Raw genomic sequence first — 22,350 nt, forward strand, 5'->3', positions numbered from 1 at the left:
AAAGTCCCCTATAGGCAGACTTTTTTAAGTGTCTACTCTATAGGGGACAGTTTATTGATGCGAGGGCTTTTTCCGAGCAGTCAAGGTTTTTCCTATTAGATGAGTTCCACCGCACTATGTTGGAAGAACAGCAAACGGGATTAAGCTACTACATTTGCATTGCTGCCGAAAATTACGCTTCCAAGTAAAGTATAGTTAAACGACCGTTTAATGGTTAAACCGGGTGAGCTGCAACTCCCCGGTTTTTTGTTTCATTCCTATCTATTGCCTTAGATTATCGCCCCGATAATATGCTCCTTAATTAGCGTCCATCGATCCCGAGGATTCGGCATGAATTTTGATGCAATGGCTACAACGAGGTTTTTTTCTGGGATGCAACAGATAACATTCCCGCCATCGCCCATCGCTGCGTATGCAAAAAGATCGTCCTCTTCACGCAACCACCATAGATACCCGTATGAATTGGGATTCAACGCAGTTGATTCATCTATCCAATCCTCTGGAATGATCTGATGATTGTCCCAACAACCACGATTCAGATAGAGCCAACCAAAACGTGCCATGTCACGTGGAGTTAACGTGAGACCCCACCCTCCTGTGGAGTTGTTGTTTGGATCCTTCACCCATCCTCTCACAGCTTTCCCGAATAAATCGTCAAACGCAAACGCCTTCATTTCATAATCAGGGATTTCTTCCATGCCGATGGGTGTAAACAAGCGTTCGTTGGCAAATTCTCGTGCACTTTTTCCTGTACTGCGTGTGAGGATGGCTGAAAGCAGATGCGCCCCAGCGGTTGAATACTTAAATGCCCCAATCTCTCCGTTTTGTCCGAGCATATCCAGCGTATATGTTACCCAATCGGACTGCATACACATCTTGTCCAGTGGTTCGTGCCAGTCCTCAAAAGGATAGGGGGCTGTCATCGTGAGGAGATGGCGTAGGGTGATTTCTTGTTTTTGCGTGTCCGTTTGATCAGGTGTATAGTCTGGGAAAAATTCTAGTACCTTTTGGTCGACATTTTTGATAAACCGTTCCTCTATCGCAATACCAATGAGAGCGGATAGAATACTTTTCGTTACAGACGCTACGTGGTACCTATCTTTCGGTCCATAGCCATGATAGTAGCTTTCATGGGCGATATAACCATTTCTCACAATAATGATCCCGTTTATGTTGCTGTACGCGGATTTTATGTTAGGGTCTACCTCTGCTAGTTTTTTAGCGTCTATGTTCAAGAGGGCCGGGTCTACCGCTTGCCATTCTGTAGTGGGCCAATCGCTTCTTTGCATGATACTTCCCTCCTCTACTAGTGAATGTTATTTTTTTCTGACGGGAAAATACACCTCCGTAACAATCTCCTCAGGAACACTTGCTTGATCGGGTGCGGTTACATAGACTTCATAGGGTGATCTCACCAATTCATAGCCTTCGTTTTCTACCCATTCACGCAATCTGGCATATACCGCAGTCAATTCTGTATAAGTGCCCTTACATACAGATTTTGCACATAGTCCCCCAGGTAGATCTCTTGTTCCCTTTACAGCCTCCGCGACTGGGAGTGCAAACTCGGTATCGTTTCCGGCAGGATTGAATTCTGGGCTGTGATAAATTGTCATCGGCGTACCGAGCAAGGTGAGCTTTTCAGTTGCAATCCTTTCATACAGCTTACTAAAATACTTACCATACCCTGTTGCATAATCATCACTCGTCATCATCTGACGTATAGAAAGAATAGGGATTGGCTGGGTCTCCACTAGCTGTACTTCTATGTTGTCAAGGTAAGACATCATGGAGATACCCTTTTCGATTTTGGAAAGATCATGGTTCAGTTGTTTTATGGTATAGTCCAAAGCGTCTCGTTTTTCATACATCTCCCTTTGCTTGTGAAGAAGCGCGGAAACCAGTTTCTCTTCCGACTGATCCTCTTCCCATTCCAAAATGGCTTTTATTTCGTCCAGCGAAAAATGATACGATTTCAAACGGTTGATGAAGATCATCTTTTTCAGTTGCTTGATGGAATAATACCGATAGCCATTTTCAGGATTAATCTCGTCTGGGTTCATTAGTCCTATTTCGGCATAATAACGAAGCGTTTTGGTAGACACTCCGCATATCTTTGAGAATTCTCCGATTGCTAGCACAGGCTCACCTCCCTTGTTCATTCCGTATCGATATTCTACTTATACCCCTTCCCCTAAGGGCAAAGTCAACTGCAAGAGCCGTTTTCCAGTAATCGGGCATCATGCGAGATGAAAATAGTTGAAAAAGGAACTTACATTTAATACTCGAATATCTCATGTAATCGGATAGCTAATTAGTGACTTTGGAAAGTTTATTTGGATTGAAAATCCTGAAGGTCGACTGGTCGAGCTTTGGGAGAAATAACGAGTTGTCATTCATTTGCTAGTAAGCTACCGGGCCTATCGATCAAAAGCTGTAGCACCTGCTAAGCAAAGATTGTACAATTATCTAGAGAATCTTACATGCTAAATAATACTAGGAGGTTCTGAAAATGACGGAGCAATATGTATTCCGTTAAGTCCGTGGTCCCCCCTTTCTATCTCTATTCTCACCTTATGAAAATATAGGAGGACGAATATGGATATTTTTATTAGAGAACTGAAGGCTGGGGACGATGAGTGTGGTTCAAACATTGATGGAAGCTTTATCGTAGACTCTACCCTTGTCTTGCAACTAATAGGACAGCGAATCGGATATACGGTGAAGGAGAAACCTCTTAGGAATAAAAGCTACGATGATGAACAGCTTGAAGAAGATACTATTGAAGATTATTCGAACTATATCGGCAATCCCCATCAAATCATTTATGTAGCGCTCGTAAATAATCAAGTTGTGGGGCAAATTGTTTTGAAAAGAAACTGGAACAAATTTGCCTATGTGGAAGATATCAAAGTTGATAAGCAATATAGAGGATACGGTCTCGGTAAAAAACTAATCGAACAGGCTATACGCTGGACGAAGGATGGCGGTATGCCGGGAATCATGCTGGAGACACAAAGTAATAATGTCCGCGCATGTAAATTCTACGAAAGTTGTGGTTTTGTCATCGGAGGTTTCGATTCCTACGTCTACAGAGGTCTAGATAAGGATAGTGATGAGATAGCAATTTATTGGTATCTCATGCTTGATTAATAAGCGATTGATCCTCACAAGCTTGAGCGCCATAAACAGAGTGTCGGCACCACTTTCCAAAAATGGCAGTATGATGTATGGTGAAGTATATGCATTTATAACCCATACTTCCCAAAGGAGAGTGTATTTCATGCGTGAAACCTGTGTTCCGACTGGCGTGGAGCTGAAAGACACTGGCTTTGGATATACGCTGTCTTTAATAGGCGGGAAATATAAAATGATCATTTTGTATTGGCTCGCTGAAAATAAAGTGATGCGGCATAATGAGCTGAAGCGAAGTATCGGTACCATTTCCTTTAAAACGCTGAGCATGATGTTAAAAGAGCTGGAGGCAGATGACTTGATCATCCGCAAGGAATTTCCCCAGGTCCCTCCCAAAGTGGAATATTCCTTATCAGAGCGTGGCCTTTCTCTCATCCCCTTGTTAAATATGATGTGCGACTGGGGCGAGAAAAACAGCTTGCCGCCTCGGGAGGATGTAAAGCAGCAAGCATAACGATTGTTTCTAACAGGAAAAGAAGTATCTCCCAAACATGGAAATACTTCTTTTTTCTTTCGGGCTTCTTATAGATTATCAACGAATTTCAAATAATCTTGCGCGCTCTTATCCAATACGCTGCCGGTCGGCTCAAGTTCTTGACCAGGTACATTTTCCCCGGACTCTGTCTCCGAACCATAATACGCAAAGAATGAACGATAATCCGCGTGGCAGTAGCGAAAGGTTGTTTCAAAAGGGGTCAATATTTGCTCAAGTGTATACCGATATCTTCCCTCTTCCTGATAATCCTCTTTCCTAATTCCAGCAGATACGGCTAATGCAGCTTTGCGATTCTTTAATTTATCGCCTCCCTTTGAACCGTACGCCCACCCATATGCAAAAACATCGTCAAGCCATTTTTTCAGGAGAGGCGGACAATTAAACCAGTAAACAGGGAACTGTAAAACAAGATTCCCGTGCGATTCAATCAATTGCTGTTCTTTTTCCACATCAATGTTTCCATCTGGGTATGCCTTATGCAATTCATGTACGGTATACTTTTCTGGATATTTTTTGAGTTCTTCTACCCATCGCTTATTGATAACGGATGTTTCGATGCTTGGATGAGTGACAATGACAAGAGTTTTCAAAGTAGGTTCCTCCTTGAAGGTTTGATGTTTTATGAGTATAAAATGCTTGCTGCAAATTTGTAAGTATGCACATTTTGTTCAGTTACTTACATAAAGGTGAGTGTAAAGAACAGAAAAAGACCTCCCCTCAACCTAATGATTCTAGGTTTGTACGTTGGGAGGCCTCTTTGGAAATGTTTTATTTGAGTTTTTTCTCCATATACAGCGTGCCTTCAATCGGATTAAAACGATAGGGGTTAATTGGATAAAATTCCAAGGAGCGGTACAGCTGAATCGCTTGTTCCATCGTAGGAAGCGTATCTAATCGGATGAATGAATAGCCTCGTAATTTTGCTTCGTCCATGATCGCCAAGGCTAATTTTTTCCCTACCCCTCTTCCCTTCCATTCAGGCTTCACGTACAATCTCTTCATTTCGCAAACTTGTTCATCTATTTTTCGTAAGGCAACACAGCCTGCTGGTTGCTCGTTATCTAACGCCAGCAAAATACTGCCCGCAGGAGGTGCGTACTCGCCCGGTATATTTTGCAATTCGGTTGCAATGTTTTGAAAGCTCAAATCCACTCCTAATGAATCTACATACTCCAAGAAAAGTTCACGTGCTTGATCGTATTCATATTCCTTCATTGCATGAATCAAACGCAGCAATCCAAAACACCTCCACATCCCGTTCTACATGCTACAAAATGAAACTCGTGCAACTCCGTGACATGAAAAAACCAGCTACAACAAAGAGATCATTGTGTGAGCTGGCATTTTTCATTTCGTCGTGCGATCGTTTAAGAGGTGCGCAACGAGCGACGCAAGATTTTCCCCGTACTGTTTTTGGGGAGCTCAGCTACGAATTCGACCTGACGAGGAACTTTGTATTTCGCCAGCTTGTCACGACAAAATGCCATGATGTCCTCTTGAGAAACCGCTACTTCCTTCAATGCCACAAATGCCTTGACTGCTTCGCCATGCACCTCATCGGGAATCCCGATCACAGCCGCCTCGATAATCGCGGGATGCTGGTAAAGCACTTCTTCTACCTCACGCGGATACACGTTAAAGCCGTCAACGAGAATCATGTCTTTTTTGCGATCAACGATGTACACATATCCTTCTTCATCCATACGAGCCATGTCTCCCGTATACAGCCAACCATCTCGGAGCGCCGCGGCTGTATCATCTGGCAAACCGAGGTACCCTATCATAACATTTGGCCCTTTTACTACCAGCTCGCCCACTTCTCCACGTGCGACTTCGTTACCTTCGGGATCGACGACCTTGTTCTTCACAAGCGGGATATCGACTCCAACCGATCCTGGCTTACGGGTCCCGTGCAGTGGATTAAAGGTTGTAGCTGGAGCTGCCTCGGACAAACCGTAGCCCTCCAGTACCTTGGCATCGTATTTCGCTTCGAACTTGTGCAGGAGCTCGACGGGCATGGATGCACCTCCCGAGCAGTATATCCGGATGGAGGAGAATTCTTCTTTTGTCGCAGTCGGCAGCTGGAGCAGATAGTTGTACATGGTCGGAACACCTGCGAAACATGTGGCTTTTTGCTCCCGAATCGTTTGGAGGACATCTACCGGATGAAATTTTGGTACGATAATAATGGCTGCTCCCGTGCGAATCGGTCCATTCATGCACACCGTCATGCAGAAGACGTGAAACATCGGAAGTACCGCGACCATGCGATCTTCGGCCACCAGCTCGAACAATATCCCCATCGCTTCCGCATTCGAATCCATATTGCGGTGGGAGAGCATCGCTCCTTTTGGCTGACCAGTCGTACCTGATGTGTACAAGATTACAGCGAGGTCATCTTCGTTTCGTTCCGGCTCCGTGTACCCTGCCTCTGACTCTTGCCCATCCTTTATAAGCTGATCGATCGTGATTTCATTTTCAATGGATTCCGTGTAGATGAGAAGTTGCAAATCTTCTATTTGGTCCTTCATCGGGGTTAGTACCGGCTGCAACGCAGATAAGGCAATGGCTGCCTTTGCTTTACTGTTCGATAGAATGAAGCTAATTTCGCGCGCCGTATAGACGGGGTTCATGGGAACAACGACTGCTCCTACGCGGAGTATCGCATAGTAAGCGCTAACAAAATGCGGCCGATTATCCATGAGCAGGGCGACAGCATCCCCTTTTCCAATCCCGTGCTGGGCAAGTCCAGCTGCGAGATGTTCGACCTGCTGATTGAATTGGGCATACGTCGTCGTTTCTCCCATAAAGATAAAGGCTGGACGATCCGCAAACTGTTTCGCGCTCTGCATGAGGCTTTCATTCAAATGATACACCACACATCTACCCCCTTTTCAGAAAATTTTAACATTTAGAACCAAGCCTATAAAGTATTACTTTTAGGAAACATGAGAGATTGGCGGTGCTGATTGACTGACTTGTTCATTGCGCTTCACAAAGAGCAGGAAAAGAACGCCGCAAATGATGAAGAGCAACCCGTTGACGATCATGGCGTTGCCAAAACCAGTGCCAATATCTCCGGCTGACTGAACGATAGAGCCCGTTACCAGCGGCGAAATAATCCCTGCCAATGTAACCAGGCTGGACAACACACCTACCAAAAGTCCCGTGCGTTCCGGCAACAAGCTACTGACAATTACAGAGGCAGCGGTCCCCACAGAAAAAGCAAATCCTTTTCCTAGGCACAAGAGGATCAAGACAAGTACCGTAGATTGAACAAGCGTAACACCGTAAAAGCACAGTCCCCCTAAAATAATCGAAACACCGCCCACTAGAACGTATGATTTGCGATAGCTGCGATGCTTTTTAAAGAAACGATCGCCAATCGATGAAATCAGTATGGTCATCAGTCCAGCCAAAAGTCCTGTACCAGCAATCGCATAAGCCATTTCCTGATTCGTAAACTGGAAAACCTTGACGAGATAGACCGGCTCCCATACGGATGCGAAGGTGGTCCCCCATATTTGTGCGAAATAGATTAAAAAACAGAATAAAAACGTGGATGAGAGCAAGACACCGGATATATCCGACCATTTCGCTTTTGATAAGGTGGGAGCTTCGACTTTTGCAGGAGCGACGCTGACAAGTGGTTTTTCTTTTCCAATCCACAGCCAGACCAAGAGCCATATCAGACTGAGTGCGCCCATAAAGACCCAGGAAAATCGCCATCCATAGCTATCAATTAGCGCGACAATCATCGGTGCGGAAGCAACCGCACCGACGAAAGCACCGAAGTTCACCGTTGAATAAACCAGTCCACGCTTTTCTTCGGGAAACCACTTGTTCAAATGACTAACGACTGTTGCCCAAAATGGTCCTTCTCCTATTCCAAGCAATACTCGCGCAACGACAAGCATCGGCAAACCCGCGATCGCATAAGCGCCGAATTGGATAACTGTCCAGGACAGTGCCATGATCGCCAGCATTTTTTTCGTCCCGATACGGTCCGACAGTGCCGCGCCTACAATCCCGGCAATAGAGAAAAACCAGAAAAAACTACTTCCGACAAGGCCCCATTCTTTCTCGTTCAACGAAAATTCAGCCATAATCGGCACGGCAGAATATCCCGCAATCGTTTTATCCGCATAATTGATCATGTATAGCACAAACAACATAACCATCGTGATTCTGGCCATCATGTGAATCACTCCATTTGTCTAGGAAATAGACTGCCACTATCCCCCGCTATTTTGAAAGCCTCACTCTTCCAATTCCATCCATGATCTCAATCACTGTGCCATATGGTTCACTCAACGTCTTGAGCCCCTCCAGTATCGAGGTATCCCCGCTTAATTTCGGCCACCCCATACGATGTACTGGCTGATCAAAGCCTAGTTCAATCGGATGCAGCTCCAGTTCGAGTAGCTCACCATCTTTCATTTTCCACAAGGGAATAACCGACTCCCACACCTCTTTGTGCATACAAAGTCCACGTGTGTAGTTGGCACTCATCGCTTCCAACGCATCTGCCACATTATGGTTGTGGTCCAGACCATAGTGCTCGTAGAAATCAGCGGGTTGACTCGTAACGGCTTCTGTCTGAAAAATAAAATCTCCCAAGCTGTAAAAGATCGGCCGATTGTTGTAGATTTCAATGCCACGCAGTAAATGGGGGCCGTGTCCCACAACAGCATGTGCACCTGCATCGATGCAAGCTTTTGCAAAAACAGGCAAGAAATCAGCTGCAACCTCTTTCTCTTCCCCCTTCATTTCATGTGCGTGAATACTCACGATGACGTAATCAGCCCGCCTTTTCGCCTCCTCAATGGTTTTGACGATTCTTCTCAGATCGCGCGGATGCGGTTGGGTAGTCGTCCCCTCTTCGTCGCTTACCATGAAACGTGCATTTCCGAAGAGAAAAATCTCCTTGCCCGGATCGTTCATGAAGCCTTCCTCGATGAGAAGTTTGTTGAAGGCATTAATGTCCGTCGATTCCGCAATGGCCCTCAAATCAGCGAGCTTTTCTTCCGTAATATGGTGTGTCATGACATAACGCATCGGATTGATCCCAGGTCTGCCGATACTATCCGAACGCTGATCTCCGGCCGCCCACCATGGATGAAAAGTCGACGTCGCAGCAATCAAGGCTACCCTGGCCCCTTCGCATTCGAGATAACGCGGGGACCCCGCTTCAGCGAGATTTTTGCCTGCGCCAGCGTGGACGAAGCCATACTCATTGAGATATCGTTCGGTTGCTTCTAGTCCCCCATACAAATAATCGAGCGTATGGTTATTCGCCCAGCCAATCATGTTAAAGCCGTAATCTTTCATGACTTGTAAAACGGAAGGTGGTGACATCGCCCATGTGCCTCCGCTTTGCGCGCTGGGATAGCCCTCATTATCGTGTACGGTCGTCTCCAGATTCGCAATTCGTACGTCCGCACGGTGCAGCAGGCTGGTAACCTCTTGAAAAGCTTGGTCCCTGTATGGCAGATTGCGCGTAATGAAGCTGTCACCAGTCGCAGTAAACCAAATCGGCTTGGTCATTGGCAGGTTTCCCCTTTCCCTTTTCTCATTTTTTCTGCTTTCAAAAGATCGAGAAGTCTTCCTCATCCTCTCCCACAAACGAGTATAGCTTTGAGCTGATTTCATCATAGTGCTGCAATCGTTTCTGGACATTTTGCGCGTCGTGGAGCATGACGCCTTTAATCAAGACATTTAGCATGGAGAATAATGTGGGCATACCGCTAGTCGCAACGGGTTGGGGGGTGGTGATTTTCAGAAGATGATCTGCGACTTGGCTGATGGGGGAGAACTCCCCTTCCGTAATCGCCAAAATCTTCGCTCCCAGCTCTTTTGCTGAATGGACCATGGCAACCGTCTCGCTAGGATGACGAGGAAATGAAATCGCAATAACCAACCATTCTTGATCTCGTTCGGTGAGAAAATAATCTGCGTTATCAACTGCTCCCGTATACAGATGTGTGTTTCCTTTGATGGCATTCAACGCTGAGAACAACCATTTTGCAGGAATATGGCACCAGCGAAATCCTACCACTACAATTCGGTTTGCCTGCACGATGCTTTTGACCACCTCTTGGAGCAACGTGTAGTCAATTTGCTGCAAGCCTTGTTGGAGATACGCAATATCACTTTCCATCACTTGGTGCGCGTAGTTGCTCTGATCGAGTGTAACCTCGGTGTCTCGATATTTCTGGATCGGCCCCTTCCTTTGGTCTCCTATTAAAAGAGACTTTTTGATTTCTTCTTGAAGCTCTGTGTATCCGGAGTAACCCAATGCGTAACAAAAGCGAATGACGGTTGCTTCACTGGTATTCGTAAACTCCGCGATTTTTTTGGCGGTATGGATCGCAAGTAAGCTTGGCTTTTCAATTGCGATCTTACAGATGATTTTTTGGCTTGCTGTCAGCTTTCCATACTGCTTCCGAATCCGTTCTTTTACGAGTTGTGCCATACCTGAAGCTCCTTTATCATTCTGATTTGTTTTAATTTTGAGAATAGTATATCCTTTGAAAGAAATCACTTCAATACTTCTTAGAAAATGTAGTTTCTGCTTCATTTTGGTGGATAATGAATAGGGACCTCCACAGTTGGAAGGTCCGTTTTTATCATTCCCCAAAAGGATTCCATCGGGCCATTGTCTATCCACCTAGCTACCCTCGATATGCTCTGAGTCATCCCTGCATCGTCTAATTTTTCTTTAAACTTTTTGTTTGTATATTGAAATCCTCGGTCACTATGAAAGATGGGTTTAGCATCAGGAAATGTCTGATGGGCAATGTCTAGCGTAAATGCGATATGATTCAACGAGTCTTCCCCACGAAGATATTTTTGCTTTATGGGACATAAAAAAATGCTCCTCCTTACAGGTAGCAGTTTTATTATTTCAACGGTCTACCTGAAGGGGAGCATATCAAGAGTGGAGGTTTTTTCGGCTTGGTCTGATACCGGACGCATGATCAAAATAAAACCGGCGTCTGCCGCGGGAAAACACAACGATCAGACCATGAATGAGGAATACGAGCGAAATCACTACGATGACGCCAAAGGTGAAAAAGATAAGCAAGGGATAAAAAGCCGACTCCATCCATCTCTCTGTTTGGCCAATTACATTCGAGGTGTACATGACAAACCAAGTGAAATACAGTGCAAGAAATCGCTTGAACAAAGACGTTGCGGATGGCCTCCCGGAGACTTCGTTCACCAGCCTGAACCGCATAATCGCCGTTCCAATCGTTTTACCGTTCCAGAAGAGCGGAATGAAATAGAAGGCAAGCACCATGCCGAGCGAGGTACTGATCACCTCTGTCAGCCAGCCAAACGGCAAAAGAAAACCAAACAGACCGGATATGAACTGGACTACGATACCGTCGATCATCAACGCCAGCAACTGCGGTACCGGGAGGACGATATCACTCTCCATCACACTGGCTCTTTTCGCTTCGATGCTCTTGGTAGACGGGAACAAAGCTAGTACGATCGGTGCAACAAGAAAACCAAATAATGCACCGCTGCTGTTGAGAATAAGATCATCGACATCGAATAGCCGATACGGACAATTGTAAATGCCATAGATACCTGATAATTGTGTGATTTCAAAGAACAGGGACAGCGCAAATCCTAGCCCCAAAGCCCGTTTCCAATATTCCCGCTTCTGGAAAAAGTAGCGGAGATAAACGCCAAAGGGGAGCAACAGCAGAAAATTAAAAGTAGCCTGCAAGAAAGCTCGTTCTTTCACGAGCTGAAAATAACTGGATGGCTGTGACCATACAATCGAAGTTTCCTTGAGAATGTCACCGACGAAGGTAAACGGAACCAGCGAATAATAAACGGTATTCTCTGTTTGCATGGAGCAAGTGTCCCTTGTATCTGGCAAAGGAAGCAGTACCAGAAACAACGCGCATAGCAAATAAAACAGAAAAGAGGAGCTTAAAATGAGCCTCCACCAGCTAAAAAACCCATCTTTTCTATACGTATAAATAAGCCAGGGAATAAACAACACATAACAACCTAACCCAAAAACAAGAAAAGCATATTGAATAGGAAATACGTACGATGACATGCGAGAACTCCTTTTACCAGTTGGGCAGCTGAGTAGCAGCAGCCTTTTTCATAGTTGGATTTCAATCTTGGTTCCATGCCCCAGCAAACTATTCACCTTGATCTCTCCACCGTGTGCCACAATGATGTCACGCGCAATGGCCATGCCCAGACCGGAGCCTTTGTGCAGCTCTCCCGTATTCGTCCCGCGGTAGTAACGGTCAAAGATTCGATCGAGCTCCTCCACTTTCATTCCTTTGCCGTTATCCTCGATCCTGATTTGTGTGCGCTGACCTTTCTCTACGCTCACTTTAATGTGGACAGCAGGACCATTATGGACGATAGCATTGTAGATCAAATTGGTGATCGCTCTGCGTATCAGGATTTCATCCATCTCCACATTGATGACTTCATCGCTAAACCGGAACTCCATGTTCCTGTCGGCATATCTGGCATCGTTCAACGTATCAATGACGACATTTCTTACCAGGCTCACGATGTTCGTATTCATTTTGCGTAAACGTAGCCCTTTATTTTTTAAACGCGCAGATAAATTCAGATCTTCAATGACGTCTTTCAAGTACAATGACTTTCGTTCAATAATCTCCGCAAACTCTCTCATTTCCTCACGCGAAAAGTCATACTCGGTGTCTTTCATCATTTCCGCGTAGCCTTGAATCGACGCTAAAGGCGTTTTCAAATCGTGAGAGACATTGCCGATCCATTCCTCTTTCATGGCGTCTAGCTTTTTTCGTTCTTTTTCCGCTGCTCGTAGTTCATGCGATAAATAATTGACGTTGTAGAAAACATCTTTATAGACGCCAACCGGTTCATAGTTGATATGGTATTCCTTGTTGGCGAGCTTTCTTATTCCCTCTATGAGTGACAACAGTGGTTTCGTCAGTCTTTTGCTAAAAAAGTATCCAACGATCAGCGCGATCAACCCATCCACAATCAGTACGACAATGCTTCCGATATTAAATACTTGTACGAGTTCGCGGACATCATAGAACAATACGTGTCGTTGCAGATTTCGATTTTTAAACCCGATAAAGTAGCTGTAATGGCGTTCACCTGCCTGCTTCCCGCCAATAAATACCGTCGTGTCCCCATCTATTTCTTTGTATTTGTACATCTGGATGATGTCGATGGGCGCATACTTTTCTTTTATCCCCGCCGGCAAGCGATACCCATAGCGCTGTTTGCCATCTTCGTCCAGAATTTGTATCCATGCGTTCTGCTGGTCCAGCTCTGCCTTGCCTTTGTCGGTAATCGTCATCTGATCATTCGCGATAATGATTTGCTCATGGAAACGACTGGTGATTGCTTCCGCAGAGCTTGTCTTCTCGTTTATCGCAGATTCGTCCCACTCCGTTTGGGTGGTGACCACGAGTGACAAGACAAGAAGAACGATATTACTGAGCACAACCAGGATGACAATCAACACTACAGAAGCCAGAAACCTCCCCGTCAACCTCCAATTCATCCGCTATTCATCCTTTACCGCTAGCTTGTATCCCAGGCCCTTCACCGTTAACAGGTACGTTGGATTGGAAGGATCAGCCTCTATTTTCTCTCGTAATTTTCTGATGTGTACCATCACGGTATTGTCAAAGCCAAAGAAATCTTCGCCCCATACTTGGTAGTACAGCTTTTCTTTGCTAATAATTTGGTTAGGATGCTTGAGCAAATGGGTAAACAGCCCGAGTTCCTTCGGTTTTAATTCGATGATGTTCCCATGCTTTCGCAACTCGACCTTTTCTTCATCCAAAACAAATGGGCCGACCTTAATTACAGGATCCGCCTTCACTTCCACTTGCTGATATTCTGCTCTTCGTAATTGTGCTTTCACTCGATAGGCCACTTCTTTCGGGCTGAACGGTTTGCCGATATAGTCGTCGCCGCCGATGGCCAAGCCTAATAGTTTATCAATTTCTTCCGTTTTTGCGGATAGAAACAAGATCGGTACATGTGAGATGCTTCTGATCTTTTTGCATACGTCATAGCCTTCCCCGTCTGGAAGCATGATATCCAAAATCACAACATCGGGCTGCTTGTTTTGAAACTGGGAGAATCCTTCGGCTCCCGTTGAAGCCGTGTATACATTCTCGATACCTTCCTTGACCAGTACCGTTTTCAACAATCTAACGATATCCTCTTCATCGTCCACGATCAGTACCTTACTCATTACGAAGCCCTCCTGCCATCGCTGGAATTATTGCTTAGCCTTTCCTTGAACAAACAAGGATACACCGAAGCCATCCGGGAATGACTTCGGCAAAACTTACTTACCTCATTATTTACGGTTGATTTGCCAGTTTTTCTTTGGCTTTGTCAGGCAGCTCGTCCAACTTTACTTCCTGATAGGACGTAACCCCTTTCTCTTCTTTCACGAAAACGCGGAGATAGGCATCTTTTCGCAGCTCTTTCATCGCCATGAAGGTGAGTGTTTTTTCTTCGCCATTCTCGTTATAGCCCAGCAGTGTATAATCGTACGTGGTAAACTTCTCCCCGCTATCCAGCGTCACTCCATTTTTTTGTCCCTCTTTATTGATCTGGACATAATACTCTTCTGCACCCAATCTGTTAAAATTCACGTTTTGCAGGAGGAATACAGCCCCGATTATGAGCGCAAGTATGACGGATAATACGATGATGGTTGTCTTTTTCATAGGTAGTCTCCTTATATCGTGCAGCTTATGATTTTGTTTTCGTTACGATTTGGTAGTAAGCATGTACGGTCAAGAAATAATACGCGATGTAAATACATGTATAGACCGCCATACAAATGACGACTGGAATGACCAGGTTCATTTGCAGCATCCGCGATAAAGAAGTTAAGGCCACAGCACTATGCGCGATTCCAGCCAGCAAGGGGAGGGCGAAGATGAACAACACTTGCTTTGCAATGGTTTTTCTGATGTCTTTTTTTCTTACGCCGATTTTGTATAAAATCTCATATCGCCCTTTGTCTGCATGGGCCTCCGTGAGCTGTTTAAAGTAAATGATGCTCCCGGTTGCAGCCAGGAAAACGAGTCCGAGAAATCCGCCCATAAAAATGAGCAAGCCGAATGCTTCCACTCCTTGTGCATAGTCTTGATAGAAGCTCGAAAATCTCGCTTGTTCGGGTAAGATCGCTTGAATTTCCTCGGTTAATGGCTTGGCCTTATCTTGCTGTGCAATGGCATACGTCTCCAAGCTCACCTGATTCGTCTCTTGTTGCAAGCGGACGAACAGCTCATCGCTGACGACGATCGTCGAATAGACCGTTTGCAGATTCAAGACGTTGTAATCCTTTCGCTCCTGGATCGTCACGCTCTCTCCCCTGTCCTTTGCTTCTAAAAGAATACTTGTGCCGACATATTGCGGGGAAATGCCTTCGATGTAAGAGGGGTCTAATAAAACGGCTTCCTTGGCTCGTAAGGCAAGCACATCGTCTTTTCCTTGTAATTGGGCCAATTGGTTAAAATCGCGATTTGCCATCACGGTGTATGTCCGTTCATGACTGTTTACATCCATTTGAACAACCGGAATGGTCCGATGATAAAGAATGTCATGGTCGGGATACTGCAAAATCAGTTCCTTTACCTGTTTAGTTGAACGGCTGTCCGTAGCAATAAACATCATACTGTTCGGATTCACCTTTTCAACGTTGCTTCGGTTGTTGTAATACAAGCTGTATGCCGTTCCCACAGATGTGATCGTCGTGGCGCTGAGTACAGCGATCATGGTTAACGTGCGCGCATTTCCTTTCATTCGGTATAAAAGCTGGGAGATGCCGATTACGTTCATCCCGTTCCAATAGCTCTTTTTATGGTTTCTTAACCCTTTCAATAAGGTGACACTGAAAACACCGAATAAGAGATACGTCCCGAGAATAACGGTGAGCAAGATGAGGAGCGGCGTTGCCATAACTCCTAACTCTCTCCAAATCGTTGACTCAAACATGGTTTGCAGCGCAAGCCAATAACCGAAGCCGATCAAGGCAACAGATAAGAGAGCGGTGATCCATGACGTTCTTGGTTCCTTTTCGCTTTCTTGATCCGCGCGAAATAGCTCGATTAATCGGAAGCGGTAAATTAACCGATAGCCTTGGAGCGATGTAAGAAACGTGATGATAGAGAAGACAATGATCGTGTTTAGGATGGCCTCAGATGAAACAGAGAATTGCGCGAGGGCATCATACCCCATCACCTTCATTAAGAACGCGACAAAAAACTTGGACAACACGGAGCCAAGGGCTATCCCGATCAGGAGCGCAATGATTCCCATGATGAAATTTTCATAAAAAAGCATGCGGCCGATCTGCTTCTTGCGTACGCCGAGCAAAGAGTAAAGCCCGACCTCCTTCTTGCGTTTGCGCGTGAAAAATGCGTTGGAATACCAGATAAAAATCGCCACAAAGATCATCAACACGACCGAAGCTGCACTAAAGGCAGAACTGATTTTATTCGACCCTTCGGCCGCGAGCTCAATGGTGTCGTCATACTTCAAAGAAACAAACGTGAAGTAAATCACAATACTAAAAATCATCGAAGCAAAATAAATAAAGTAGTTGGTGAAATTTTTACGGATATTTTTTCTGGCAATGCTAAAGAGCGTCATGATGCCCACCCCCAAGCGAAGCAAGAATCTCCAGTATCTTTTGGAAAAACTCCTTGCGGGACTGCTTTTCTTTGTGGAGCTCGGTAAAGAGTTGACCATCCTTCATGAAAATAACTCGCTTGCAGTAGCTCGCCGCATACGTATCATGTGTGACCATCAGAATGGTAGATTGATTGGTTTCATTGAGTCTGCTCAAGCTCTCCAGCAAGCTCGTTGCCGATTTGGAATCAAGTGCACCTGTAGGCTCATCTGCCAAAATCAGGCTCGGATTAGCCACGATAGCCCGAGAAGCCGCAGTCCGTTGTTTTTGACCGCCAGAAATTTGGTACGGGTATTTGTCTAAAATCTCCCGAATACCAAACGTGTCTGCTATCTCATTGACCCGCTTTTCGATCTCAACGGCAGGTACCTTCGACAAGGCAAGCGGAAGCAAAATATTTTCATTTACAGTCAACGTATCGAGAAGATTATAGTCTTGAAAAATAAAGCCCAGCTTATTCCGGCGAAAGTCCGATAACTGTTCCTCGTTCATGGAAACGATATTTTGATCAGCAATCACGACTTCACCTGAGGATGGCACATCGATGGTCGAAAAAATATTGAGCAAGGTTGATTTACCAGCTCCGGACGGGCCCATGATCCCGACAAATTCACCCTCTTGTATTTTTAGGTTAATATCTTGCAGGGCGGTATACACGTTCCCCTTTGTGCCAAATGTTTTATGCACGTGGTTTGCTTCCAGAATCGTTTTCATATCGCTATCCTTTCAAATGCCTTTTTCGTCCTGCATTTATCATAGCGATTGAACCTTAGATCATTTTTATAGCAACCTTATCTAAACCTTAAAAATATAAACAGCGCCCTCCCTCGGGGCGCCCAGAAAAGAAAAGCTGCCGACTTTATCGACAGCCTGAAAATGCTTGGATCCCCAAGTATTTATGATTTGGCAAGAAACTGTTCCGTAAAGTTTTTCAGCAAATATTCGAGTGTGATTGGATTGGGATAATGGGAGCGATGATTTTTGATTACGACCTCGTTTTTCCTCGTCATCATCGAACACCTCACAAGAATAAGAACGTATATTCCGATTATATCTGATCCCATTTCTTAGGGACATTTATTTTTGCGTGAGAACTTCATTTATGATACTCTTTCTTCCAAATAGGTACGAGGAGGCAAGAACATGACGGCAATAACAAGCGAAAATGCGATCCGCACCCTATATGAACAACTGATCACAGGCTGGAATGATCGCAGCGCTACCGGTATGTCCACTCCTTTTTCGACAAAAGGTGAATTGATTGGCTTTGATGGCAGTCAGATCATGGGGCGTGACGAGATTTTCAGTCATCTCGACGAAATTTTCTCCCATCACCAAACACCTCCCTTTGTCTATAAAATCCGGTCGGTGCGGTTGTTGAGCGAAGAAGTTGGTATCTTACGAGCAATAGCAGGCATGATTCCACCAGGAAAACACGAGCTGGACCCCGCATTGAATACGCATCAGACGCTCGTAGCGTTAAAGCAAGGAGACAAATGGGAAGTCACATTGTTTCAAAATACCCCTGCTCAGTTCCACGGTAGACCCGTGCTAGTCCAGCAGTTTACAGAAGAACTACGGCAAGGGATGCTCTAAGGAGAGACTTGCGTATCATGACCACCTTGACTCAAGAGCAAGCAGGGTTAGCCTTTGCTCTATCTACATACCACCCAGAACAATTTTATGAAAATGGTGTATGAATGCGAATAAAATAAAGAAGCCTCCGGTAACCTGTCACAAACAAGTTTACCGGAGGCTTCTCTGTAGCAGGTTGTTCTTACATCTCTACCTTCCGCTTCCTTCTTAATACATGGCGTTCCTTCGCTTTTTCATACTGTATGTGCTCTTCTTCAGTATCAGGAATGACACCAGGTACGATCGTCGGCTTTCCTTGATCGTCGAGGGCAATCATCGTCAGATACGCGCGTGCTGTCATGCGCTTTTCCCCCGTCAACAAGTTCTCCGCTTCCACTCTCACGAATACTTCCATCGATGTCTTATGGGTCCAGGTGACATATGCCTCTAGGTTAATCGCTTCCCCTGTCTTAATTGGCGCGAGAAAATCGAAGGAATCGCTGGACGCCGTGACAACAGGTTTACGGCAATGTCGCATGGCTGCGATGCAGGCGATTTTGTCTACATATGCCATGACTTTCCCGCCAAAAATGGTATGGTGGTGATTGGTATCCGGTGGCAAGACAAGATCAGTCAAAAAGGTTCTCGATTGTTGGATTGGTCGTGCTTCTGTCATCGTTTGTGTGGCTCCTCTCACCGTGTGCCCCTTCCCTATTGGACTGTCAAACGACTCCGAATCGCCTTCGTTGCCGCAACCATGTTTCGTAATGACTGAACGGTTTCTTCTCTCCCTCTTGTCTTCAGCCCGCAATCTGGGTTAATCCAAAATTGATCGGGTGGAAGTACTTGTACACCTCGCGCTACCATATCTTCCATTTCTGAGACAGCTGGAATTCGGGGCTATGGATATCGTATACGCCGAGCCCGATGCCTTTGTCATACGTACCTGTTTCGAACACAGACACGAGCTCTCCGTGGCTGCGGGAAGTTTCAATCGAAATGACATCGGCATCGAGTTCGCTGATGACATCCATAAAATCATGGAATTCGCAGTAGCACATGTGTGTATGAATTTGCGTGCTCGGTGCAACGGTGGAGGTTGCTAGACGAAACGCTCTGACGGCCCATTCGAGATAAGCTGCCTGTTCTTCGTTTTTGAGCGGCAATCCTTCGCGTAGTGCTGGCTCATCGACTTGGATCATGAGAATACCCGCTTCTTCCAAGGCTTCTACTTCTTTTCGTAATGCCAAGGCGATTTGCTCGCACACTTCTTGTCTGGAGACATCGACCCGCGCGAACGACCAATTCAAAATAGTTGCAGGACCAGTTAACATACCCTTCATTGGTTTGTCCGTCAATGATTTTGCATATACACTTTCTTTGACTGTCATTGGTGCAACAAACTCCACATCTCCGTAAATAACAGGTGGCTTCACGCAACGGGAGCCATACGACTGCACCCAGCCATTTTTCGTGAACAAAAAGCCATCGAGCTTTTCTCCAAAATATTCGACCATATCTGTTCGTTCGAACTCCCCATGGACGAGGACATCCAGACCGATCTCTTCTTGTATATCGATCCATTCCTTGATTTGCGCTTGAATGAAAGCATCATATTGCTCCGCTGCCCAATTCCCTTTTTTAAACTGTTGTCGCGCTTGGCGAACCTCTGACGTCTGCGGGAAGCTACCAATTGTAGTCGTTGGCAGCAGTGGCAGCTTCCACGTATTTTGTTGAATCTCACGACGTTCTTGGTATGGAACGCTTCTTTCAGGTTTTCCCGTTGCCATTTGGCGTAGCTCATTCTTCACTTCTTGACGATTCCTCGCTGGGGATAGTGCCAGCTTGAGCAAGTCCGCTTCATTTTGAGCAATCTCTTTCGAAATGACATACTTTCCATATAGGAATCCTTGGACTAAGAGATGAACTTCCCCCAACTTTTCATCTGCAAACGCCAATACAGGCACTACTTCCTCAGGCAAGTCCGTCTCTGCTTCAACGGATACTGGTACATGCAATAAGCTACTGGACGGCTGCAACCACAGCTTTTCGAGTGGAACAATATCGGAAATTTCTTTGACAAGATCCCACTTCTCCTCAATCGAAGCACGCCATATGTTTCGACCGTCGATAATTCCAGCTGCAAGAATCTTTTCTGCTGGAAACCCGTGTGTTTTCAGATTGGTCAGATTGCGCTTCGCTCCATGTACAAAATCAAGACCGATTCCTTTTACCGGTAAGGTAACCAGCTCCTCGTACCAATCCACCGCTTCAAAATAGGTTTGCAGCATGCACTGTAGATGTGGTAGTGCTTGACCGATTTGCGCATAGATACGTTTGATGATGGCGCGATCATGCACAGAGACATCCAGTACAAATGCAGGTTCATCGATTTGCACCCATTCCACGCCGTGTAGCTCTAACTCCCGGAGAACGTCTATGTAGAGCGGAACGAGTTGATCCACGATGTTCTCAAATTCGTTTTTCTCATATCCTTTGGACAATTTGACAAACGTATACGGGCCTACAATGACAGGCTTTCCGATAATACCAAACTTTTCTTTGGCCTCCAAATATGCCTGGAGAGGCTTGTTCTCCGTAATGGATGGTTGGCGTTCACCGAACTCTGGGACGATATAATGGTAGTTCGTGTTAAACCATTTCGTCATTTCGCTGGCGACAGCTTCCTTCGAACCGCGAGCCATGGCGAAGTATGTGGCTAATGAAACCGGGCCTCCCTCGTATTCATAACGCTTGGGGACCATTCCAAACATCACAGCCATGTCCAACATGTGATCGTAATACGTAAAGTCACCCACAGGGATTAGCACGACCCCTTTTTCCTGCTGACTCCGTAGATGTTGATGACGGATTTGCTCCATTTGCTGCTCTAGGCTCACCTCATCAATGGTGCCTGCCCAAAATGCTTCCAATGCCTTTTTCCACTCGCGGTTCTTCCCGATCCGTGGATATCCCAAATTGCTGCTTTTCATGAGCTTCCTCTCCATTCTTTATTCGATCTTGATTTGAATCCGCCCAATAAAAAAAGCATCTCCAACGATCAAAAAGAACGTTAGAAATGCCAAATAAGCACTGAGATCACAGCATCCTAACACCTCCCTATCTCCCGTAGGTTAAGCAGTGTCGTCGAAACAGGCAGGTCTCCTGACTTTGGGTTCATCATCTGCACATGCCTTCCCAATCCGTTTGGATCAGTGGCTGAAAAATGTGCCGACTCCCCTCATACAGTGGCGGGACCGTGTCGGATTCTCACCGACTTCCCTTTTCATCCTTGGTCGATCTTGATGACCAAGGAACCTATTCCCACTCATATGCAATTGTCATGGTTCTGTGAAGTGCCCCAGTAAACTAGCAGGGCAACATACTGTTCATACAGTAACACAGAATCCATTTTTTGTCATACTAAAATGTAAAATCATCATCGGTCAACGGCTCTACGTTTAGCGTACGGACATAACCATTTCCTTTTTTTGAGAAGAAGTCATGCTGCTTCGTCTGCGTGCGAATGCCGTTCAGCACGATTGGGTTCACTTCTTCCTCCGGGAATAACGGTTCCAAGCCCAGATTCATCAATGCTTTGTTCGCGTTGTAGCGCACGTACGCATGAACCTCGTCAGCCAATCCGATTTCCGTATACAACGAAGTCGTATAGGCCTCTTCATTTGCTTGCAGCTCATGCAAAAGGGCATACAGCTCCTCTTTTGCTGCGGTCTGCTCGACTACACTCAGACCTTGATATACTTCTTGTGCGAGAACGCCAACATAGAGTCCGTGGATGCTCTCGTCGCGAACAATCAGGTCGATAATTTCCCCGCTGCTTGTCATCTTTCCTTGCCCCGCCAAATAGAGCGGATAGAAGAAGCCGCTGTAAAACAGATAGCTTTCCAGGAAGACGGACGCTACCATCGCCATATACAAGTCTTTTGGTTTCTCAATTTCTTGATAGCGTTTCGAGATGAGGGCCGCTTTCTTTTGCAGATGTGGATTGTTTTCTACCCACGAAAAAATACCATCAATCTCTTCTGTCGATGCCAGCGTAGTAAAAATACTGCTGTACGATTTGGCATGGATTTGCTCCATCATGCCCATGAAGGCGAGAACCGCTTTTCTTTGCAGTCCATCGACATGCTCCATGATCTTCGGCATCCCTACCCCACCCTGAACCGTATCCAGCAAGGTGAGACCGCCCAATACTTTTTTATACGTGTCCCGTTCAGTCGCACTGAGCTCCATCCAGGACATCTTGTCATCTGACAGCGGAATCTCATCATCTGTCCAGAACTGCATGATGTTTTGATTCCAAAACGTCATCGTAAAATCGTCGTCCGGCCTGTTCCAATTGACTGCTTTCATATGG

The 22,350-nt window shown here is 45.6% G+C and carries 19 protein-coding genes, 2 pseudogenes and 1 riboswitch; of the genes and pseudogenes, 3 read left to right on the forward strand and 18 right to left on the reverse strand.

The genetic code is table 11. The features are described 5' to 3' along the window. Positions 1-269: 269 nt before the first annotated feature. Together ACQ5DJ_RS07235 and ACQ5DJ_RS07240 are read right to left on the reverse strand one after the other, a co-directional pair. A complete protein-coding gene (locus tag ACQ5DJ_RS07235; RefSeq protein ID WP_429841848.1) occupies positions 270-1,289 on the reverse strand; it encodes a serine hydrolase domain-containing protein in 1,020 nt (339 codons plus the stop codon). Between the two features lie 27 nt (positions 1,290-1,316). Further along, on the reverse strand, positions 1,317-2,141 hold the full coding sequence (locus ACQ5DJ_RS07240) for a MerR family transcriptional regulator (protein ID WP_429841849.1): 825 nt from the start codon (positions 2,139-2,141) through the stop codon (positions 1,317-1,319). 457 nt (positions 2,142-2,598) lie between these two features. Here ACQ5DJ_RS07240 and ACQ5DJ_RS07245 point away from each other — a divergent pair, with 457 nt between their 5' ends. Together ACQ5DJ_RS07245 and ACQ5DJ_RS07250 are read left to right on the forward strand one after the other, a co-directional pair. Beyond that, positions 2,599-3,153: a GNAT family N-acetyltransferase gene (locus ACQ5DJ_RS07245; RefSeq protein ID WP_429841850.1), complete on the forward strand. Its 555-nt coding sequence runs from the start codon at positions 2,599-2,601 to the stop codon at positions 3,151-3,153. Positions 3,154-3,283: 130 nt separating this feature from the next. Further along, a complete protein-coding gene (locus ACQ5DJ_RS07250; RefSeq protein ID WP_429841851.1) occupies positions 3,284-3,649 on the forward strand; it encodes a winged helix-turn-helix transcriptional regulator in 366 nt (121 codons plus the stop codon). A gap of 68 nt (positions 3,650-3,717) precedes the next feature. Here ACQ5DJ_RS07250 and ACQ5DJ_RS07255 read toward each other — a convergent pair whose 3' ends face one another. From ACQ5DJ_RS07255 to ACQ5DJ_RS07315, 13 genes and pseudogenes are all read right to left on the reverse strand, one after another. After that, complete coding sequence (locus ACQ5DJ_RS07255; RefSeq protein ID WP_429841852.1) at positions 3,718-4,281, reverse strand: NAD(P)H-dependent oxidoreductase; 564 nt, start codon at positions 4,279-4,281, stop codon at positions 3,718-3,720. A 178-nt stretch (positions 4,282-4,459) separates the two neighbouring features. Next, positions 4,460-4,927: a GNAT family N-acetyltransferase gene (locus tag ACQ5DJ_RS07260; protein WP_429841853.1), complete on the reverse strand. Its 468-nt coding sequence runs from the start codon at positions 4,925-4,927 to the stop codon at positions 4,460-4,462. 131 nt (positions 4,928-5,058) lie between these two features. Then, positions 5,059-6,567, reverse strand: coding sequence for a fatty acid--CoA ligase family protein (locus tag ACQ5DJ_RS07265; RefSeq protein WP_429842011.1), 1,509 nt, complete (start codon positions 6,565-6,567; stop codon positions 5,059-5,061). 63 nt (positions 6,568-6,630) lie between these two features. Continuing rightward, positions 6,631-7,890, reverse strand: coding sequence for an MFS transporter (locus tag ACQ5DJ_RS07270; RefSeq protein ID WP_429841854.1), 1,260 nt, complete (start codon positions 7,888-7,890; stop codon positions 6,631-6,633). 46 nt (positions 7,891-7,936) lie between these two features. Further along, on the reverse strand, positions 7,937-9,238 hold the full coding sequence (locus tag ACQ5DJ_RS07275) for a CapA family protein (protein ID WP_429841855.1): 1,302 nt from the start codon (positions 9,236-9,238) through the stop codon (positions 7,937-7,939). 40 nt (positions 9,239-9,278) lie between these two features. Continuing rightward, positions 9,279-10,166, reverse strand: a complete 888-nt coding sequence (locus ACQ5DJ_RS07280) for a MurR/RpiR family transcriptional regulator (protein WP_429841856.1) — start codon at positions 10,164-10,166, stop codon at positions 9,279-9,281. Between the two features lie 140 nt (positions 10,167-10,306). Next, positions 10,307-10,465 (reverse strand): annotated as a pseudogene (locus ACQ5DJ_RS07285) (IS3-like element ISEnfa5 family transposase); the annotation flags it as partial. Between the two features lie 160 nt (positions 10,466-10,625). Next, the gene (locus tag ACQ5DJ_RS07290; RefSeq protein WP_429841857.1) at positions 10,626-11,774 is read right to left on the reverse strand and encodes a VanZ family protein; all 1,149 of its coding nucleotides are present in this window, start codon (positions 11,772-11,774) and stop codon (positions 10,626-10,628) included. A 48-nt stretch (positions 11,775-11,822) separates the two neighbouring features. Then, complete coding sequence (locus ACQ5DJ_RS07295; protein ID WP_429841858.1) at positions 11,823-13,238, reverse strand: sensor histidine kinase; 1,416 nt, start codon at positions 13,236-13,238, stop codon at positions 11,823-11,825. Positions 13,239-13,241: 3 nt separating this feature from the next. Continuing rightward, complete coding sequence (locus ACQ5DJ_RS07300) at positions 13,242-13,940, reverse strand: response regulator transcription factor (RefSeq protein WP_429841859.1); 699 nt, start codon at positions 13,938-13,940, stop codon at positions 13,242-13,244. 112 nt (positions 13,941-14,052) lie between these two features. After that, complete coding sequence (locus ACQ5DJ_RS07305; protein WP_429841860.1) at positions 14,053-14,424, reverse strand: YxeA family protein; 372 nt, start codon at positions 14,422-14,424, stop codon at positions 14,053-14,055. A 25-nt stretch (positions 14,425-14,449) separates the two neighbouring features. Then, on the reverse strand, positions 14,450-16,357 hold the full coding sequence (locus ACQ5DJ_RS07310; protein ID WP_429841861.1) for an FtsX-like permease family protein: 1,908 nt from the start codon (positions 16,355-16,357) through the stop codon (positions 14,450-14,452). Further along, positions 16,344-17,111: an ABC transporter ATP-binding protein gene (locus tag ACQ5DJ_RS07315; RefSeq protein WP_429841862.1), complete on the reverse strand. Its 768-nt coding sequence runs from the start codon at positions 17,109-17,111 to the stop codon at positions 16,344-16,346. The genes ACQ5DJ_RS07310 and ACQ5DJ_RS07315 overlap by 14 nt, the downstream gene beginning before the upstream one ends. Before the next feature lie 429 nt (positions 17,112-17,540). Here ACQ5DJ_RS07315 and ACQ5DJ_RS07320 point away from each other — a divergent pair, with 429 nt between their 5' ends. After that, entirely contained in the window at positions 17,541-17,993 is a 453-nt protein-coding gene (locus tag ACQ5DJ_RS07320; protein WP_429841863.1) for an SgcJ/EcaC family oxidoreductase, read from the forward strand. 181 nt (positions 17,994-18,174) lie between these two features. Here ACQ5DJ_RS07320 and ACQ5DJ_RS07325 read toward each other — a convergent pair whose 3' ends face one another. The 3 genes and pseudogenes from ACQ5DJ_RS07325 to nrdF all read right to left on the reverse strand — a co-directional run bounded on the left by ACQ5DJ_RS07325 (position 18,175) and on the right by nrdF (position 22,346). Further along, complete coding sequence (locus ACQ5DJ_RS07325; protein ID WP_429841864.1) at positions 18,175-18,648, reverse strand: acyl-CoA thioesterase; 474 nt, start codon at positions 18,646-18,648, stop codon at positions 18,175-18,177. A gap of 35 nt (positions 18,649-18,683) precedes the next feature. Beyond that, positions 18,684-20,965, reverse strand: a pseudogene (gene metE, locus ACQ5DJ_RS07330) (5-methyltetrahydropteroyltriglutamate--homocysteine S-methyltransferase). A gap of 145 nt (positions 20,966-21,110) precedes the next feature. Continuing rightward, positions 21,111-21,309: riboswitch (cobalamin riboswitch) on the reverse strand. Positions 21,310-21,395: 86 nt separating this feature from the next. Continuing rightward, positions 21,396-22,346: a class 1b ribonucleoside-diphosphate reductase subunit beta gene (nrdF, locus tag ACQ5DJ_RS07335; RefSeq protein ID WP_429841865.1), complete on the reverse strand. Its 951-nt coding sequence runs from the start codon at positions 22,344-22,346 to the stop codon at positions 21,396-21,398. Positions 22,347-22,350: the final 4 nt, after the last annotated feature.

The organism is Brevibacillus sp. FIR094 (assembly GCF_050477165.1).
GTDB lineage: Bacteria > Bacillota > Bacilli > Brevibacillales > Brevibacillaceae > Brevibacillus.

Coding starts and splice junctions, on each gene's coding strand:
- ACQ5DJ_RS07305 (WP_429841860.1), bottom strand. CDS start 14,424: ATGAAAAAGACAACCATCATCGTATTATCCGTCATACTTGCGCTCATA.
- ACQ5DJ_RS07275 (WP_429841855.1), bottom strand. CDS start 9,238: ATGACCAAGCCGATTTGGTTTACTGCGACTGGTGACAGCTTCATTACG.
- nrdF (WP_429841865.1), bottom strand. CDS start 22,346: ATGAAAGCAGTCAATTGGAACAGGCCGGACGACGATTTTACGATGACG.
- ACQ5DJ_RS07235 (WP_429841848.1), bottom strand. CDS start 1,289: ATGCAAAGAAGCGATTGGCCCACTACAGAATGGCAAGCGGTAGACCCG.
- ACQ5DJ_RS07245 (WP_429841850.1), top strand. CDS start 2,599: ATGGATATTTTTATTAGAGAACTGAAGGCTGGGGACGATGAGTGTGGT.
- ACQ5DJ_RS07290 (WP_429841857.1), bottom strand. CDS start 11,774: ATGTCATCGTACGTATTTCCTATTCAATATGCTTTTCTTGTTTTTGGG.
- ACQ5DJ_RS07320 (WP_429841863.1), top strand. CDS start 17,541: ATGACGGCAATAACAAGCGAAAATGCGATCCGCACCCTATATGAACAA.
- ACQ5DJ_RS07270 (WP_429841854.1), bottom strand. CDS start 7,890: ATGATGGCCAGAATCACGATGGTTATGTTGTTTGTGCTATACATGATC.
- ACQ5DJ_RS07310 (WP_429841861.1), bottom strand. CDS start 16,357: ATGACGCTCTTTAGCATTGCCAGAAAAAATATCCGTAAAAATTTCACC.
- ACQ5DJ_RS07300 (WP_429841859.1), bottom strand. CDS start 13,940: ATGAGTAAGGTACTGATCGTGGACGATGAAGAGGATATCGTTAGATTG.
- ACQ5DJ_RS07280 (WP_429841856.1), bottom strand. CDS start 10,166: ATGGCACAACTCGTAAAAGAACGGATTCGGAAGCAGTATGGAAAGCTG.
- ACQ5DJ_RS07315 (WP_429841862.1), bottom strand. CDS start 17,111: ATGAAAACGATTCTGGAAGCAAACCACGTGCATAAAACATTTGGCACA.
- ACQ5DJ_RS07295 (WP_429841858.1), bottom strand. CDS start 13,238: ATGAATTGGAGGTTGACGGGGAGGTTTCTGGCTTCTGTAGTGTTGATT.
- ACQ5DJ_RS07325 (WP_429841864.1), bottom strand. CDS start 18,648: ATGACAGAAGCACGACCAATCCAACAATCGAGAACCTTTTTGACTGAT.
- ACQ5DJ_RS07250 (WP_429841851.1), top strand. CDS start 3,284: ATGCGTGAAACCTGTGTTCCGACTGGCGTGGAGCTGAAAGACACTGGC.